Below are 15,296 nucleotides of genomic sequence, written 5' to 3' on the forward strand. Positions count from 1 at the left end.
GTCCGGCTCTGAAAAGATGGCGGGCATGAACGCCGTGAGGACCCCGCCGACCAAGGTGAGCTGGCTGCGCCGGATCGCGTTCGGTCTGGTGCTCGTGGTGCTGGCTCTGGTCGGCGGCACGGCGTTTCGCGTATGGCAGGTCGCGCGGGACAACGACCGCACGCCGGCCGACGTGATCGTCGTGCTCGGTGCCGCGCAGTACAACGGCAAACCGTCGGACATCTTCTCGGCGCGCCTGGAGAAGGCGCGGCAGCTCTACGCCGCCGGCGTCGCGAAGACCGTGGTGACCGCCGGCGGCAAGAAGGAAGCCGACAACTACACCGAGGCGGCGGCCGGCGCGCGGTGGCTGACGCAGCACGGCGTGCCGCGCTCGGCGACGCTCGCGGTCGGGGAGGGCAGCGACACGCTGCGGAGCCTGCGGGCCGTCGCCGAGCAGGTACAGGCGCGCGGCTGGCACACCGTGGTGCTCGTGAGCGACCCGTGGCACTCCTACCGCGCGCGGACGATGACCGAGGACCTCGGGCTCGACGCGTGGGTCGCGCCTACGCACAGCGGGCCGATCGTGCAGGAGCGCAGCACGCAGGTGCGCTACATCGTGCGCGAGACCGGGGCGCTGCTGTTCTACGAGCTCACGAACTCGCCGGCCGACGAGTTGTTCGACACCGTGCTCGGCTGAACTGTCGGTGGCCGCGCTTAAGCTGGCTGAGTGAGTGAGGGGTACGCCGAGCACGACCGCGCCCGGGTGCTGGCCGAGGCACCCAAGGGCGCGGCGCTGGCGGGCGCGCGGCCGGACGGGCGCAGCGACTTCGCGCGCGACCGCGCCCGCGTGCTGCACTCGGCGGCGCTGCGGCGGCTCGCCGGCAAGACGCAGGTGGTCGGTCCCGGAGAGGGAGCAGAGGTCAGCGGGGTGCCGCGTACGCGGCTCACGCATTCGCTGGAGGTCGCGCAGATCGGCCGCGGGATCGCCGAGGAGCTGGGGGCGGACCCGGACCTCGTCGACACCGCGGGGCTCGCGCACGACATCGGGCACCCGCCCTTCGGGCACAACGGCGAGCAGGCCCTCGACGAGGTCGCCCAGGCGTGCGGCGGGTTCGAGGGCAACGCGCAGACGCTGCGCATCCTCACCCGGCTCGAGCCGAAGGCCGTCGACGACTCCGGCGAGGCCGCGGGCTTGAACCTCACGCGCGCGTGCCTCGACGCGACCACGAAGTACCCGTGGCAGCGCCGGCCGGGGCAGCCGAAGTACGGCGTGTACACCGACGACGTGCCGGTGTTCGAGTGGGCGCGCGAGGGCGCGCCCGGCGAGCGGCGGTGTCTCGAGGCGCAGATCATGGATTGGTCCGACGATGTCGCGTACTCAGTGCACGACGTCGAGGACGGCGTGCTGGCGGGGCGCATCTCGCTCAGCGTGCTGGCCGACCCGGACGAGCGCGCCGCCGTCGCCGAAGCCGCGGCGCGGCACTTCTCCACGCTCTCGGCGTCCACTTTGGAGGGCGCGGCCAAGGAGCTGCTCGACCTGCCCTTGGTGGCTTCGCTGGTCCGCACGGCGCCCGACGGCTCGCTGCGCGGTCAGGTGGCGTTGAAGCGCCTGACGAGCGAGCTGGTGGGCCGCTTCGCAACCGCGGCCGTCACCGGAACCCGCGGCGTTTACGGCGAAGGCCCCCTGACCCGCTACGGCGCCCGCCTGGCCGTCCCCGACCAGGTCGCGGCCGAGGTCGCGCTGCTCAAAGCCCTGGCGCTGCGCTATGTCATGAGCGACCGCCGCCGCCTCGCCATGCAGGACGGTCAGCGCGAGCTCGTCGCCCAGCTGGTGGCCGCACTGGGCCGTCGCGCGCCGGAATCCCTGGACCCGCTGTTCGTCCCCTCCTGGCACGCGGCCCCCGACGACGCCGCGCGGCTGCGAGTGCTGGTCGACCAGGTCGCGTCCCTCACCGACGCCCAGGCCCACGAATGGCACCGCTGGCACGTCGGCCGGCACCCCTGACGCCGGCCTGACGCAGCGTTCGGGCGCCGTGCACACCCCGCGATCGAGCGCCGCTTCGCCGAAAGTCGCAGCTGGGTCCCGGGTGATCGGTTCCGTGCCGCGGGAACCACCCGGTCGGGTACGGTCGCGACATGGCCGTGGACAGCCACTTGGACTTCACGCTCGCCCTGTGCCGGGCCGCGGCGGGGGGCGGGGACGACGCGTGTTTTTCGCCGTACTCGGCCGCGAGCGCGCTGGGGCTCGCGGCGCGGGCGGCGCGGGGGCGGACCGCCGACGAGCTGCGGGCCCTCCTGGCGTCGGGCAGCCAAGACCTCGACGCGCACGCCGCCGTGCTGCGCGAAGCCGGCGCGCTGGACGACGACGCGCAGCTCGCCGTCGCGAACACGCTGTGGGCGTCGGACGCCGTCACGGTCGAGGGGACGTTCCTCGCACAGCTCGTCACCTGGCCCGGCGGCAAGGCCGAAACCGCGCCGTTCGCCACGGACCCCGAGGCCGCGCGTGAGCTGATCAACACCGATGTGGAGCGGACCACCCACGGGCTCATCCCGGAGCTCCTGCAGCCCGGCGCCGTGCACACCGACACGCGCGCCAGCCTCGTCAACGCGCTCTACCTCAAGACCGCGTGGCGCCACCCGTTCCCCGAAGGCGCCACCGCGCCCGCCGACTTCCACAGCCCCGGCGGCCCGCGGCGCGTGCCGACCATGCGCCTGGAAGCGACCGTCGGGTACCAGCGCCACGACGGCTGGCAGGTCGTCAGCCTCCCGGCCCACGGTGGGGTCGAGGCCGCGCTCCTGCTGCCCGACGGTGACCTCGAACCCGCCGAAGCCGCGCTGGACACGGCCAAGCTCGCGACGTTGGTGGAGCGCCCCCGGCGCCGGCTGCTCAGGCTCACCCTGCCCAAGATCAAGCTCGACGTGCGCACCGACCTCGACGCCGCCCTGCGCGGCCTCGGCGTGCGCGAGCTGTTCACCCAGGACGCCGACCTCACCGGGCTCACCGATTACCGCCCGCTGTGGGTGGACAGCGTCGTGCACCAGGCCGTGCTGCGCCTCGACGAGCAGGGCCTCGAAGGCGCGGCCGCCACCGCCATCCAGATGCGCACGCTGTCGATGTCCCCGGCCGAGCCGCTCGAAGTGCGGGTCGATCGGCCGTTCCTGCTGCTCGTCCGGCACGCCCGCACCGGTGCGGTGTACTTCTTCGCTCGGGTGGTGCGCCCGTAGTGAGCCTCTTCCAACCGGAAGCGAGAACCGAGCTGATCTCCGCTGTCCCCCAGCCGACCGCGCCGGCCACCGAGCCGCGGGTGCGCCCGTCGTGGGCCGACGCCGGCATCATCGCCGCGTACCTGGCGTTCGCGTTCGTGCTCTTCGGCGGCCTGTGGGCCGACCTCGGCACCGGGTACCTGTGGAACAGCGCGTCGGACCAGAACCTGTGGGAGTGGTTCTTCGACGTCACGGCGAAGTCGGTGCTGCACCTGCAGAACCCGCTCACCTCGGGCCTGCAGAACTACCCGCTCGGCGTGAACATGATGGCCAACACGGCCATGCTCGGCGTCGGCGTGCCGCTCGCGCCGATCACGCTCGCGTTCGGCCCCACCGTCACGTGGGCCATCGCGCTGACCGGCAGCCTCGCCGGCACCGCCGCCGCGTGGTACTGGGTGTTCTCGCGCCACCTCGTGCGGCGCCGCGCACCCGCCGCGATCGGCGGCGCGGTGGCCGGCTTCGCGCCGTCGATGATTTCGCACGCCAACGCGCACCCCAACTTCGTCGCGTGGTTCGTGTTGCCGTTCCTGGCGCTCAAGGTGATCCACCTCGCGCAGGGCCGCAAGGTCGTGCGCAACGGCATCTGGCTCGGCGTGCTCACGGCGTACCAGATCTTCCTCGGCGAAGAGCCGCTGCTGATCTTCGCGCTGGGCTTCGTGATCTTCAGCGTCGCCTACGTTCTGTCGCGCCCGCGCGAGATCAAGGCGATGGTGCGGCCGCTGCTGCTCGGCGGCGGGCTCGCCGTGGTGGTCGCGGGCGTGCTCGTGGTCTACCCCCTGTGGTGGCAGTTCTTCGGCCCGCAGAGCTACTCCGGGCTGGAGCACGGCCAGGTCGGCAACGACCTCGCCGCGTTCACGCGCTTCGCCACTCAGTCGATCGCCGGCCAGCCCGCCGAGGCCGCCGACGTGTCGATGAACCGCACCGAGGAGAACGCGTTCTTCGGCTGGCCGCTCATCGTGCTCATGGTCGTGGTCACGGTCTGGCTGTGGCGCGAAGTGGTGGCGCGCTCGATCGCCGTCTCGATGTTCCTCATGGCGTGGCTGTCGATGGGCGTCGAGATCGTGGTGGTGCACAAGAACTCCGACGTGCCCGGCCCGTGGGAGCTGCTGGCGAACCTGCCGCTGTTCGAATCGCTGCTGGAATCGCGCCTGGCGATGGCGTGCGTGCCGGCGATCGGCGCGCTGCTCGCGATAGCGACCGACCGCGTGTTCGCGACGGCCGAGACGCTGCCCGAACCGGAGCCGGGCAAGCACCGCCTGCCGCTGCGGCTGCTGTGGCTCGGCGCGGTGATCGCGGTGGTCCTGCCGATCGCCCCCACCCAGCTGATCGTGAAGGACCGGCCGCCCACACCCGCGTTCTTCGCGGACGGCACGTGGCGCACTTACGTCGCACCCGGCGGCACCGTCGTGCCCGTGCCGCTGCCCGGGTCGGGCGAGTCGGAACCACTGCACTGGCAGATGGCCGCCGGCCTGGACTACGCGATGCCCGAGGGCTACTTCGTCGGCCCGAGCGGACCGGGCGACAAGCGCGGCCGCTACGGCTCGTTCCAGGTGCCGACGTCGACGATGCTGGACCGCGTCCGCGACACCGGCGAGGTGCAGGCCGTGACCGACGCCGATCGTGACCAGACGATCAAGGATCTGCGCTACTGGAACGCCAGCGTGCTCGTGCTCATCCCGCGCGACCACGCCGACGCCTACCGCGCCACCGTCGACCTGCTGCTGCGCAAGCCGGCGCAGTTCGTCGACGGGGTGTGGATCTGGGACGTGCGGGCCGTCACGGCGCGCCGCTAGCCCGGCTGTCCCTTCGGGCTTGTCACATCGGGCATGACCGTCTCGTCCCACCTCCGAAGAACCCGACCCGAGGAGGAGACGACGATGTCCCGGATTCCCGCGAAGCGCACCACCGAGGCCGGCCCGCTGCTGAAGCTCTTCTACCGGCTGGCCGGGCGGCGCTACGGGGCCGTGCCCGAGCCGATGGCCGTCGTGGCGCACCACCCGGGGCTGCTGCGCACGACCGTCGTGCACGAGATGCTGGCGCAGCGGGCGTCGACGAAGCTGCCCGCGACCGTGCGCGAACTCGCGGTCTACCGCGTGGCCACGCGCATCGGCTGCTCGTGGTGCGTGGACTTCGGCACGATGCTGCAGCTGCACGAGGGGCTCGACATCGAGCGGCTGCACCACATCGACGACTACGCCACCTCGCCGGCGTTCACGCGCCCCGAGCGGCTCGCCCTGGCCTACGCCGACGCGATGACCGGCGAGCAGGTGACCGTCACCGATGAGCAGGTCGCCGAGCTCGAGGCCGAGTTCGGGCGCGCCGGGGTGGTCGAGCTGACCTACCAGATCGGCCTCGAGAATTCCCGCGCCCGCGTGAACAGCGCACTGGGCATCGTCGACCAGGGCTTCACCTCGGGCGACGCGTGCCGCGTGCCGATGCCGTGACGGTTCAGGCGGGGCGCGTGATGCCGGTGAGCTTGTCGGGGTTCACGATGTCGTAGATGGCCACGATGCGGCCGTCGCGCACGCTCATCGACTGCACGTGCTCGTCCACGGCCAGGAACCCGTCGCGCCCGGGCATCGGCGGCAGCCACACGCCGAGGTCGCCGTTGACGAACACCGGCGCGCCGCGCGTCATCACGCCCGGCTCGTACTTCTGGACCAGGCCCAGGAAGAAGCGGGTGAGCTTGTCGGCGCCGACCATGATCTGGCGCGTCGTGCGGCCCTTGCCGTCGGAGTCGCCGATGAGGACGACGTCCGGGTGCAGCACCTCGGTCATCGCGTGGACGTCGCCGGCCAGCAGCGCGGTGAGGAACTTCTCCAGCAGCTGCTGCTGCTCGGCCAGCTCGGCGCGCGGCGGCGGGTCGGCGTGGTCGACCGCGCGCCGCGCCCGGGAGGCGTGCTGGCGCGCGGCGTCGGCCGACACGCCGAGGATGTCGGCGATCTCGGCGAACGGCAGCGAGAACGCGTCGTGCAGCACGAACGCCACGCGCTGCTCGGGGGTGAGCTTGTCGAGCACCACGAGCGCGGCCATCCGGATGCCGTCGTCGCGCACGGCGGCCTCCAGCGGGTCCTCGCTCGCCGGCGCCCCGAACGGCGTCACGATCGGCTCCGGCAGCCACTGGCCCACGTACTGCTCCCGGCGCGCGGGCGCCGACCGCAGCCGGTCGAGGCAGATCCGGCCGACGACCGTGGTCAGCCACGCGCGCAGGTCGCGGATCCCGGCGCGCCCGGCGTCGTCGAGCGCGGCCAGGCGCAGCCACGCCTCCTGCACCGCGTCCTCCGCGTCCGACCTCGTGCTCGTGAGCCGGTACGCCACCCCGATCAGGTGGCCGCGGTGCGCGGCGAACTCCGTCGCGTAGTCGTCCAGAGCGGTCGATGTCCCCATGAGGCCGAGTGTGCCGCAAAGCCACCGGGGAGGGAGAACTATTGTGGTTTCCGTGGCAGGACGGATTCGGGAGAGCGACATCGCGGAGGTGCGTGAGCGCAACCGGATCGACGAGGTCGTGGGGGAGTACGTCGCGCTGCGGCGCGCCGGGGGCGGCAGCCTGAAGGGGCTGTGCCCGTTCCACAACGAGAAGACCCCGTCGTTCAACGTGCGCCCCACCCACGGCACCTTCCACTGCTTCGGTTGTGGCGAGGGCGGCGACGTCATCAAGTTCATCCAGAAGATCGACCTGGTCTCGTTCGTCGAGGCGGTCGAGCGCCTCGCCGACCGGGTCGGCATCCGGCTGAACTACGAGGGCGGCGGCGGGAGCGTTCAGCGCGATCGCGGCACGCGCGCGCGGCTCATCGAGGCGCACCGCGCGGCGAGCGAGTTCTACATCGAGCAGCTGGTGACCGACGAGGCGCGCCCGGCGCGCGATTTCCTGTCCGAGCGCGGGTTCGACGCGGCGGCGGCCAGGCAGTTCGGCTGCGGCTACGCCCCGGGCGGCTGGGACAAGCTCACGAAGCACCTGCTCAACCGCGGGTTCGAGGTCAAGGAGCTGATCGCGTCGGGGCTGTCCAAGGAGGGCCAGCGCGGCCCGATGGACCGCTTCCACCGGCGCCTGGTCTGGCCGATCCGCGACGTCGGCAACGACGTGGTGGGCTTCGGTGCGCGGCGGCTCTACGACGACGACCGCATCGAGGCGAAGTACCTCAACACCGCGGAGACGCAGATCTACAAGAAGTCGCAGGTCCTGTTCGGTCTCGACCAGGCCAAGCGCGAGATCGCGAAGCGGCACCAGGTGGTGGTGGTCGAGGGCTACACCGACGTGATGGCGATGCACGCCGCCGGCGTGCCCACGGCCGTCGCCTCGTCGGGCACCGCCTTCGGCGAAGACCACATGAAGGTGCTGCGCCGGCTGATGATGGACGACGACGCCTTCCGCGGCGAAGTGATCTTCACCTTCGACGGCGACGAGGCGGGCCAGAAGGCGGCGCTCAAGGCGTTCGAAGGAGACCAGACCTTCGCCGGGCAGACCTACATCGCGGTCGCGCCCGACGGCATGGATCCGTGCGAGCTGCGGATCGCCAAGGGCGACGCCGCCGTGAAGGACCTGGTGGCGCGCCGGACTCCGCTGTTCGAGTTCGTGATCAAGAGCACGCTGAAGCAATTCGACCTCGACTCGGTCGACGGCCAGGTGGCCGCGCTGCAGAAGACCGTGCCGATGGTCGCGGCGATCAAGGACCGCGCGAGCCGCGACGGCTACGCGTCGAAGCTCGCCTGGTGGGTCGGCTGGCAGGACGTGGCGCAGGTGGTCAACCGCGTGCGCGGTGCCGCCGGGGCCGCGGCCAAGCGCGGCGGGCAGCCCGCTCAGCAGCTGCGTCCGTCCGCGCGGCAGCAGCAGGCGGCCGCCCCGGCCGCTTCCGACCAGGACCTGCCGCGGCCCGCGCCGATCGACCCGCGGTTCATCGGGCAGCGTGAGGCGCTCAAGGCCGCGTTGCAGCAGCCCGCGATCGCGGGTCCGGAGTACGACTCGCTGCCCGAGGAGGCGTTCACACACCCCGTGTACGTCGCCGTGCACCTGGCCGTGCTCAAAGCCGGCGGGGCTGCGTCCGGGCTCACCGGGCCGGCGCTGCTGGACGCCGCGGCTCAGCACTGTCCCCAAGGGACGGTGCGGCGCGTGCTCAGCGAGCTGGCCGTGGAACCGTTGCGCGCCAAGGGTGAAGTCGACTCGCGCTACATCTCCGGGGTGCTCGCGGGCGTGCAGGAGAACCTGGTGGGCCGGCAGATCGGCGAGATCAAGTCGAAGCTGCAGCGGCTCTCCCCGGTCGAGGCGCCCGACGACTACCGCGCGCTGTTCGGCGACCTCGTCGCGCTCGAGCAGTACCGCAAGGCGCTGCGCGAGCAGGCCGCGTCCGGGTGGGACTGACATGGGTGTGCTGAGCCGCCTGTTCGGCAGCGGGCTTCCGCCGGGGTTCCCCGGCCGGCTCGAGCGTGGCGAGAACGTGGTCGCGGTCGCGGCCGTCGAGGGTGGCGGCCACCTCGTGGTGACCAGCCTCGGCCTGTGGATCCCCGCAGACGGCGGCGCCCGTCGCGTCGGCTGGCACCTCGTGGGCAAGGCGAGCTGGGGCGACGGCGAGTTCGTGCTCACGGAGTCGGAGGAAACGGGAAACTTCGGCGACGTCGTCGTGCTCATCGACCGCGCGCCGGTGCGATACCGGCTGCCGGCTCCGGGCAAGGTGCCGCACCAGGTGCACCTGCGCGTCGACGGATCGGTGCGCTCGCGCCACCGCCAGGAGCTCGGCACCGGGGGTGCGTGGTTCGTGCAGCGCAAGCTCCCCGGCCGCGACGGCGTGGTGATCCAGGTGCGCCCCGATCCGGGCACCGATCTGGCGCTCGTGGAGGCGATCGCGGGCGAAGTCGCCGCGAAGCTGGCCAACCCGGGGGAGTGAGCAGTACGCTCGTACTCAGTACGGGCGTACGGTTTGCCTAACCGGGAGGTTCACACATGTGGGATCCGGCCAAGTACCTCGACTACGCGGACCTGCGGGCCCGTCCGTTCCACGACCTCATCGCGCGGATTCCGGCCGACGCGCCCCGCCGCGTCGTCGACCTGGGCTGCGGGCCGGGCAACCTGACCCTCGACCTGGGCCGTCGCTGGCCCGGCGCCGCGCTGGAGGCCCTGGACAGCTCGCCGGAGATGGTCGCCGCCGCCCGCGAGCGCGGCGTGGACGCCCGCATCGAGGACGTGCGCTCGTGGTCCCCGCGGCCCGACACCGACGTCGTCGTCTCCAACGCCGTGCTCCAGTGGGTGCCCGGCCACGACGAGCTCCTGCGCCGGTGGGTCTCGCAGCTGCCGCCGGGCGCCGTGCTGGCCGTCCAGGTCCCGGGCAACTTCGGCGCCCCGTCGCACCGCATCACGCGCGAACTCGCGGGCTCGCCGGCCTGGTCGTCGCGCCTCGGCACCCTGGTCCTGCGCGAGGACGAGGCGGTTTCGTCGCCGCTGGAATACGCGTCCCTGCTGGCCGACGCGGGCTGCCTCGTGGACGCCTGGGAGACCACGTACATGCAGCGCCTGGCCGGCGAGCGCGCCGTGCTGGAGTGGATCACCGGCACCGCCCTGCGGCCCATCCGCGCCGCCCTTCCGGACCCCGAGTGGGCCCGCTTCCGCGACGAACTGGCCCCGCTGCTCGACGAGGCCTACCCGCCCCGCCCCGACGGCACGACGTGGTTCGAGTTCCGGCGGATCTTCTTCGTCGCCCGGATCCCGGAAGCCTGATCGCTTTCGCCGGGCGCCCCGGTCCGGCCGGAAGGCGCCCGGCTGAACGGGCCGCGCCCTGTCGCCAGTTCGGCGTAGCTGCCATGGCCTCGCGGGCATCCGGGCCGGTCCCGAGACGCTCGCCGCCGGCTTGTGGGCGACCGCTCGCCGGCCGGTGGTCTGGCCGCGGATCGGGTGCCCGGGCGCGGCGGGCCGAGCGTGCTCACCGCTTTCGGGCACGCTCACGACCCCCGCGCCGGCGCGGGCGCGTCAGCCGCGGCCCCGCCCGAACTTCTCGCCGACCTTGGCCCGCGCCACCCCGGCCGCCCCCTGGACCATCGGGTGATCGATCACCTTGCGGTAGGTGCGCACGATCTGCTCGTAGCGTCCCCGGCCGGCCTTGGTCCCCAGCACGTATCCCAGACCCACGCCCAGCAGGAACTTCTTCATCAGCGCCACGCCTCTCGTTTCGTCGGACCCCCGACTCTCCATTGTCCAGCAATCCGGCGCCCCGGGGGCGTGATCCCGGCACAGGGGCCCCCTGTTCGGGTGGCCGCAGGCGTGCGCTAAAGTTCTTTCCATCGGCCGGAGCGATCCGGCCACCACAACGAAATACGATCCCCTGTAGCTCAACTGGCAGAGCATTCGGCTGTTAACCGGAGGGTTCTTGGTTCGAGTCCAAGCGGGGGAGCAAAGCCCAGGTCTGCGACCTGGGCTTCTTCGTGTTCCAGACCACTGGCTCGCCATGAACTCGACTTACGCGCGGTCGGCGACGTCGAACAGCTGTCCCAGGGCCAAGTCTCGCGCGAGGCCGTGGCGTCGGTGCTTGACGATTCCGGACTGCCGATGGGTGCAGGACTCACCCGTGAAGCTTGGCGAGCCGGCGCCGGACGGCGGGTCGCGGAGTTCGCAGAGGTGGCGGAAATAGACCCGGAACGGGTTTGCCGATGGGTCCAGGCCAGGGCAACGGAGTCGGCGGTGTGGTCACGCCACCTGCGCGAACCGGCGGCCGTCGCCACGGTCGTCGGCACGTTGGCCTCACTGCTTAGGTGAACGAGCGGGCTTCGCGCACAAAACTTCGGCCCGCCGACCCGAGTCGAAGCGGATCGCAGCTACTGGTAGCGCGTGGTGTTCGGGCAGGTGCTGTGCAGCCTGCGCTGGGCCGGGTCCTACCAGTCGAACGCTCCGCCTTCGACGAGGATGAGCAGGCCGATGCCGATGAGCACCGCCGGAAGCAGGAGGTGGCCCCCGCGGGCGAGGGCGGTGGCGATGGCGGGCCGGGTCGCGAAGTGGCGTCCGGCCGCGATCCACAGCCCGAGCAGGAGGAGGAACACGATCACGTAGCCGGCCATGCCGCCCGGGCCGGCGGTGGCGAACACCGGCACGTAGACGCCGATGTTGTCGCCGCCGTTGGCGAAGGTGACCGCGGCGACCTCGAGGGACTTCGGCCCGCGGTTGCGAGTGGTGTGTTCGTCGTCGGTGTCGTGCCGGTGCCGCCAGGCCTGGCCGGCCGCCCTGATGCCGAGCGCGAGCGGCAGCAACCCGAGGTAGGGGATCAGCCACTCAGGCAAGAAGGTGGCCCCGAAGGCTGCGGCCACGGCGACCGCGAGGATGGCGATGAAGCCCAGGTACTGGCCGAGGGCGACGCGTCGAGTCGCGCCGCGGTGCCCGGCGCCCTGGGCGAAGAACAGCGCCAAGACGAGGACGTCGTCGATGTTGGTCACGGCGAACAAGCCGACGGCCTGGCCGATGACGCTGAGGTTCATGGTCGCCTCGTTCGCTGCGTGGTCTCCGGCGGCGAGGCGATCGCGCGTCGTCGGCGGTCCTCGTCCCGCTGATGGCATCCTGCGGTGATGCGAACGAGGAGGTCCCGCCGGGGGCCGGACTGGACTGGGCTCGCCCGCGCGGGGCAGACCGCGTGGCTGTGCGGCAACCTGTACGAGGCCGTGGTCGATGTGCCCGGCCTCCAGGCAGTCGCGCGGCGCGGTTCCGGTGTGCTGGGGCACGGCAGTCCGGTGCGCTACTACCTGCCGGTGATTCCGTTGTCCCCGGGCGCGACGGCCGGTGCGCTGGTGTCCGGCTGGCGCTCCGGCGGCGACCGGCGGATGGTCGGCGTCACCGCGACGACTCTGGCGAGTGCGATCGGCTGCACCGCTTACCTCGTGCGGACGGTGAACGTCCGGCTGCTGCGGGACGAGCCGCCCCCGACGGACGAGCAGCGCCGGCAACTGGTCAGGACGCGGCACCGGTGGAACGCAGCCCGGCTGGCGGCGCTGGCGTGCGGCATGGCTGCCTTCGGACGCGCTTGTCCGCCCCGGTCGCGCTGACCGAAAACCGGCGCGGGGTGTTCCTGAGCCGGCCCTGGGATGCCCGCGTCCACCGAGGCGCCCGCGTCTTGGGCCGGGGAGTTACCGGGCGCACACTGGCTCGGGTGCGGTGACCACCGACGTTCTCGAAGCTGCGGGAGAACGTCGGTGGTCGCCGCATACTGGTCGGGTGAGCGCTGAACCAATCCCGTTGTTCCCGGTGCACCGGGTGGACCCGCCGGGGTTCGCCGCGGCGCAGCACCGCATATTCGCTGGGATGAACCTGCGGATCGGCACGTCGGAGACGGTGCACGGGGTGATCTGGCGGGACTGGATCAATGGCCTGACGTTGCCCGCGCCGGCCTGCCGGCAGGGCTGGTCCGGCCTCGGGGCGGCGGGGGAGCTGCAGGCGACCGCGCACGAGGTCACCTGCCGTAAATGCCGGCGAATCGTCGGTGCCGACGTCGCCCGCCAGGAACAGGCTGCGCTGTTCGAACTGGGCTGAGCACCCGCGGTCCGAAACCGCCAGGCAGACAACGGTGGTGTGGTGACCAGCATCGGCAGGGGCTTGCCCGGCGCGTCAGTCGAACTGCGGCCCGAGGAACACGCCACCGGTGGCGTCGATCACCTGGCCGGTCACCCAGCGCGCGTCGCCCGAGACGAGGAAGGCCACGATGGCGGCGACCTCGGCGACGTCGGCGGGTTCCGCGGTTCGGCCGAGTGCCGAAGCCGCCGCGGTCGCGGCCCGGATCCGCTCGTCGGCGAACAGGTGCGCGGTGCGGTCGGTGGGGCCGGGGGCGACGGTGCTCACGGTGATGTCCCGCCGGCCGAGTTCCTGGGCCAGGCTTCGGCCGAACACGTCGAGCGCGCCTTTCGTCATGCTGTAGGCCAGTTTCAAGGGCAGGGCGATCCGGGTGTCCGCGGAGGAGATGTTGACGATGCGGCCGCCGTCCCGCAGCACGGGCAGGGCGTTCTGGACGATGAAGAAGGGCGCCTTCACGTTGACGGCGAACACCTTGTCGAACTCCTCCGGCGTCGTGGTGGAGATCGAACCGGCGCCGGTCGCGGCGTTGTTGACCACGATGTCGAGGCGAAACTCCCCGGTGCGTTCACGCAGTCGCGTTTCCAGTCCGGCGAACAACCTGGCCACGTCGCCGTCAGCGCCGAGTGCGGCGGGCACGGCGAAAGCCCGCCCCCCCGGTCTGTTCGATCGCCGCGACCGTCTCCTTCGCCGCGGTTTCGTCGAGGCCGTAGTGGACCACGACCAGCGCGCCGGCTCGGGCCAGCCGGGCCGCGATGGCCCTGCCGCTACCCTTGCTGCCGCCGGTGACCAGTGCGATCTTGCGGTCGAGGTGCGCCACATCGGGTCTCCCGTTCCTTCGGTGGTGAGATCTTGTGCCACCAACCTCCAGGGACCCGCTGACCGTTCACGCACCGGACGCTGACCGCCCGAGCACGAACCCCGGATCCGTTCCGCACGCCTTCGAACCTCCTGCGCCCGGCACTTGTCGACCGCTGGACCGGTTGCCGCCGAGCTCGAAGAACCTTGGTGGCGACCGCCTACGCTCGAACCCGGCGACGACTGCACGGGCGCGGCGATCAGTTCCGGTCGCGGGCAGGTGTCGGGACCTTTGGATCATGAACCGGAGAGCAGGAGGGGGCCACGCGTGATCGGCTCGCGGTCCATCGAAATCGGCTCATGGACGGGCTGAGCCCGGCTCGTCAGGCTCGACCACTCGATCGGGAGCATCGAGCCGTCGCGACGGAAGAACCAGTCATGGTCGCTGTGCGCTATTTTTCCACCACGGCGCGAGGGCAGCATCCGGCATTGCGCGGAGCGGAACCGGGAGCCGCCGGCCCAGTGGTGGTGCACCGTTTCGTGGCTACTGGCGTCCGCGCAGCTCGGCCACGTCGTCGTAACCGAGCACGGCCACGGCCGCGGGGTTGGCGTAGGCGATCGCACCATCGTGGTCGATCACCCAGACCGGCTGCGGAACCCTTTCCAGGATCAGTTCGAGCACCGAGCGGCTAGCTTAGTTCGGCATTTCGCGTTCTGCCATGGCTTTCTCCTGTTCTCGGCGGTCCGGGGTCGGCTCGTGCCCTCGGTGCGCAGCCGAACCATCGAGCTGTCACCACGGCCCGTCAGGGTCCGGTGGGGGGTAAACGCCACATCAGCCGGGTCAGTGGGCATAGCTGCGCCGTATGCGGGTACGCGACGGCATGGAAACCAGACAAGCCGGGCACCGCACCAGCGCGACGCACGATGTGCTCAGCGAGCGTCACCGAGGGACTTTTCCTCACGTGTTGCATCTGCGCCGGCCGGCCCGCCTCGGGGAAGCCACTGCTCTGCGGCATGCCTTGGGGGACTGGGCACTCGCCCGGCGCTTACCCGCGGATCTGATCGCCGATCTTCAGCTGGCCGGCTACGAAGCGATGACCAACGTCGTGGAGCACGCCTATGCCGCCGGCTCCGCAGGCCATCTCGATCTGCATGCTCAACACGGCATCCGCGCCGTGCGCGTCACCGTCACCGACCGTGGCCGGTGGCGCCTTCAACCTGACCCGGCCCCCGGCCGTGGTCTCCCGCTGATCCACCTGCTCGCCGATCACAGCGATGTCACCCCCACCCCGAAGGGCACAGTCGTCGCCATGTCCTGGCAACTGCCGTACCAGCCCTCGTAGCGACTGATCCGCGACCGCGCGGCGGATCGGCGAACGGCCCGTCCGACTTGACCCGGATCGCTCCCGCGCCGGTCTCGACCCGCTCACCCGCGGCGATCTCCGTCAGCGGCCAGTTCCAGTTCCGCGCCGTGTCGTGGCTACGTTGGGTAGCGACGGTGATGAAAAGTGGCGCGCCCACTCGTCTCGGCGGACGTCGCGTGGCAGGCAAAGCTTGAACGCCGCGGCGGCGGAGGCGGACGATCACTGCATGATCGGGGACCGGTGGGGTGTGAGCGACAGCGAGATCGCGCGCTTCTACCTGTGCGACGCCTTCATCACCTCGCCCGCGCTGGAGGCATGGCGGGGCGTGAGTGTCCGGGCACCGCTCGCCCCGTGAGCTG

At 71.7% G+C, this 15,296-nt stretch carries 18 protein-coding genes and 1 tRNA gene; 13 read left to right on the forward strand and 6 right to left on the reverse strand.

Annotated features, from left to right (window positions below; genetic code table 11):
- The first annotated feature begins 16 nt into the window (after window positions 1–16).
- The 5 genes from I6J71_RS11485 (at window position 17) to I6J71_RS11505 (ending at window position 5,687) form a co-directional block, all read left to right on the forward strand.
- Window positions 17–676: a YdcF family protein gene (locus tag I6J71_RS11485; protein ID WP_370542118.1), complete on the forward strand. Its 660-nt coding sequence runs from the start codon at window positions 17–19 to the stop codon at window positions 674–676.
- A 30-nt stretch (window positions 677–706) separates the two neighbouring features.
- A complete protein-coding gene (locus tag I6J71_RS11490; RefSeq protein WP_204094707.1) occupies window positions 707–1,984 on the forward strand; it encodes a deoxyguanosinetriphosphate triphosphohydrolase in 1,278 nt (425 codons plus the stop codon).
- 131 nt (window positions 1,985–2,115) lie between these two features.
- A complete protein-coding gene (locus I6J71_RS11495) occupies window positions 2,116–3,204 on the forward strand; it encodes a serpin family protein (RefSeq protein ID WP_204094708.1) in 1,089 nt (362 codons plus the stop codon).
- Entirely contained in the window at window positions 3,204–5,036 is a 1,833-nt protein-coding gene (locus I6J71_RS11500) for a glycosyl transferase (protein ID WP_204094709.1), read from the forward strand. The genes I6J71_RS11495 and I6J71_RS11500 overlap by 1 nt, the downstream gene beginning before the upstream one ends.
- An 84-nt stretch (window positions 5,037–5,120) precedes the next feature.
- Window positions 5,121–5,687, forward strand: a complete 567-nt coding sequence (locus I6J71_RS11505; protein ID WP_204094710.1) for a carboxymuconolactone decarboxylase family protein — start codon at window positions 5,121–5,123, stop codon at window positions 5,685–5,687.
- Window positions 5,688–5,691: 4 nt separating this feature from the next.
- On the opposite strand, the gene I6J71_RS11510 is transcribed toward I6J71_RS11505, so the two are convergent.
- The gene (locus I6J71_RS11510) at window positions 5,692–6,630 is read right to left on the reverse strand and encodes a sigma-70 family RNA polymerase sigma factor (RefSeq protein ID WP_204094711.1); all 939 of its coding nucleotides are present in this window, start codon (window positions 6,628–6,630) and stop codon (window positions 5,692–5,694) included.
- 52 nt (window positions 6,631–6,682) lie between these two features.
- Between I6J71_RS11510 and dnaG the strand changes: the two genes are divergently transcribed.
- From dnaG to I6J71_RS11525, 3 genes are read left to right on the forward strand one after another with little or no spacing between them, the layout of a single operon-like run.
- A complete protein-coding gene (dnaG, locus tag I6J71_RS11515; protein ID WP_239154662.1) occupies window positions 6,683–8,599 on the forward strand; it encodes a DNA primase in 1,917 nt (638 codons plus the stop codon).
- A 1-nt stretch (window position 8,600) separates the two neighbouring features.
- Window positions 8,601–9,122: a hypothetical protein gene (locus I6J71_RS11520; protein ID WP_204094713.1), complete on the forward strand. Its 522-nt coding sequence runs from the start codon at window positions 8,601–8,603 to the stop codon at window positions 9,120–9,122.
- Between the two features lie 56 nt (window positions 9,123–9,178).
- Window positions 9,179–9,949 carry a trans-aconitate 2-methyltransferase gene (locus I6J71_RS11525; protein ID WP_204094714.1) on the forward strand — a complete coding sequence of 257 codons (771 nt, stop codon included), beginning with the start codon at window positions 9,179–9,181 and terminating at the stop codon, window positions 9,947–9,949.
- Between the two features lie 249 nt (window positions 9,950–10,198).
- Here the strand turns inward: I6J71_RS11525 and I6J71_RS11530 are convergent, their stop codons facing one another.
- The gene (locus I6J71_RS11530; RefSeq protein WP_204094715.1) at window positions 10,199–10,387 is read right to left on the reverse strand and encodes a hypothetical protein; all 189 of its coding nucleotides are present in this window, start codon (window positions 10,385–10,387) and stop codon (window positions 10,199–10,201) included.
- Window positions 10,388–10,546: 159 nt separating this feature from the next.
- Here I6J71_RS11530 and I6J71_RS11535 point away from each other — a divergent pair.
- Window positions 10,547–10,619 (forward strand) — tRNA-Asn (locus I6J71_RS11535).
- Between the two features lie 478 nt (window positions 10,620–11,097).
- Here the strand turns inward: I6J71_RS11535 and I6J71_RS11540 are convergent.
- The gene (locus I6J71_RS11540; protein WP_204094716.1) at window positions 11,098–11,694 is read right to left on the reverse strand and encodes a cadmium resistance transporter; all 597 of its coding nucleotides are present in this window, start codon (window positions 11,692–11,694) and stop codon (window positions 11,098–11,100) included.
- An 87-nt stretch (window positions 11,695–11,781) separates the two neighbouring features.
- Between I6J71_RS11540 and I6J71_RS11545 the strand changes: the two genes are divergently transcribed.
- Together I6J71_RS11545 and I6J71_RS11550 are read left to right on the forward strand one after the other, a co-directional pair.
- Window positions 11,782–12,255 carry a DUF1772 domain-containing protein gene (locus I6J71_RS11545; RefSeq protein WP_204094717.1) on the forward strand — a complete coding sequence of 158 codons (474 nt, stop codon included), beginning with the start codon at window positions 11,782–11,784 and terminating at the stop codon, window positions 12,253–12,255.
- Window positions 12,256–12,424: 169 nt separating this feature from the next.
- Entirely contained in the window at window positions 12,425–12,739 is a 315-nt protein-coding gene (locus tag I6J71_RS11550) for a hypothetical protein (RefSeq protein ID WP_239154664.1), read from the forward strand.
- 75 nt (window positions 12,740–12,814) lie between these two features.
- Here the strand turns inward: I6J71_RS11550 and I6J71_RS11555 are convergent, their stop codons facing one another.
- The 3 genes from I6J71_RS11555 to I6J71_RS11565 all read right to left on the reverse strand — a co-directional run bounded on the left by I6J71_RS11555 (window position 12,815) and on the right by I6J71_RS11565 (window position 14,255).
- Complete coding sequence (locus I6J71_RS11555; RefSeq protein ID WP_204094718.1) at window positions 12,815–13,414, reverse strand: SDR family NAD(P)-dependent oxidoreductase; 600 nt, start codon at window positions 13,412–13,414, stop codon at window positions 12,815–12,817.
- On the reverse strand, window positions 13,392–13,595 hold the full coding sequence (locus I6J71_RS50540; RefSeq protein WP_204094719.1) for an SDR family NAD(P)-dependent oxidoreductase: 204 nt from the start codon (window positions 13,593–13,595) through the stop codon (window positions 13,392–13,394). The genes I6J71_RS11555 and I6J71_RS50540 overlap by 23 nt, the downstream gene beginning before the upstream one ends.
- A gap of 522 nt (window positions 13,596–14,117) precedes the next feature.
- Complete coding sequence (locus tag I6J71_RS11565) at window positions 14,118–14,255, reverse strand: PAS domain-containing protein (protein ID WP_204094720.1); 138 nt, start codon at window positions 14,253–14,255, stop codon at window positions 14,118–14,120.
- 280 nt (window positions 14,256–14,535) lie between these two features.
- On the opposite strand from I6J71_RS11565, the gene I6J71_RS11570 reads away from it, so the two are divergent.
- Together I6J71_RS11570 and I6J71_RS49720 are read left to right on the forward strand one after the other, a co-directional pair.
- Window positions 14,536–14,916 (forward strand): ATP-binding protein, encoded by a 381-nt coding sequence (locus I6J71_RS11570; protein WP_239154666.1) that lies wholly within the window; start codon window positions 14,536–14,538, stop codon window positions 14,914–14,916.
- A 247-nt stretch (window positions 14,917–15,163) separates the two neighbouring features.
- The gene (locus tag I6J71_RS49720) at window positions 15,164–15,292 is read left to right on the forward strand and encodes a hypothetical protein (protein WP_255570834.1); all 129 of its coding nucleotides are present in this window, start codon (window positions 15,164–15,166) and stop codon (window positions 15,290–15,292) included.
- Window positions 15,293–15,296: the final 4 nt, after the last annotated feature.

Source organism: Amycolatopsis sp. FDAARGOS 1241, assembly GCF_016889705.1.
GTDB lineage: Bacteria > Actinomycetota > Actinomycetes > Mycobacteriales > Pseudonocardiaceae > Amycolatopsis.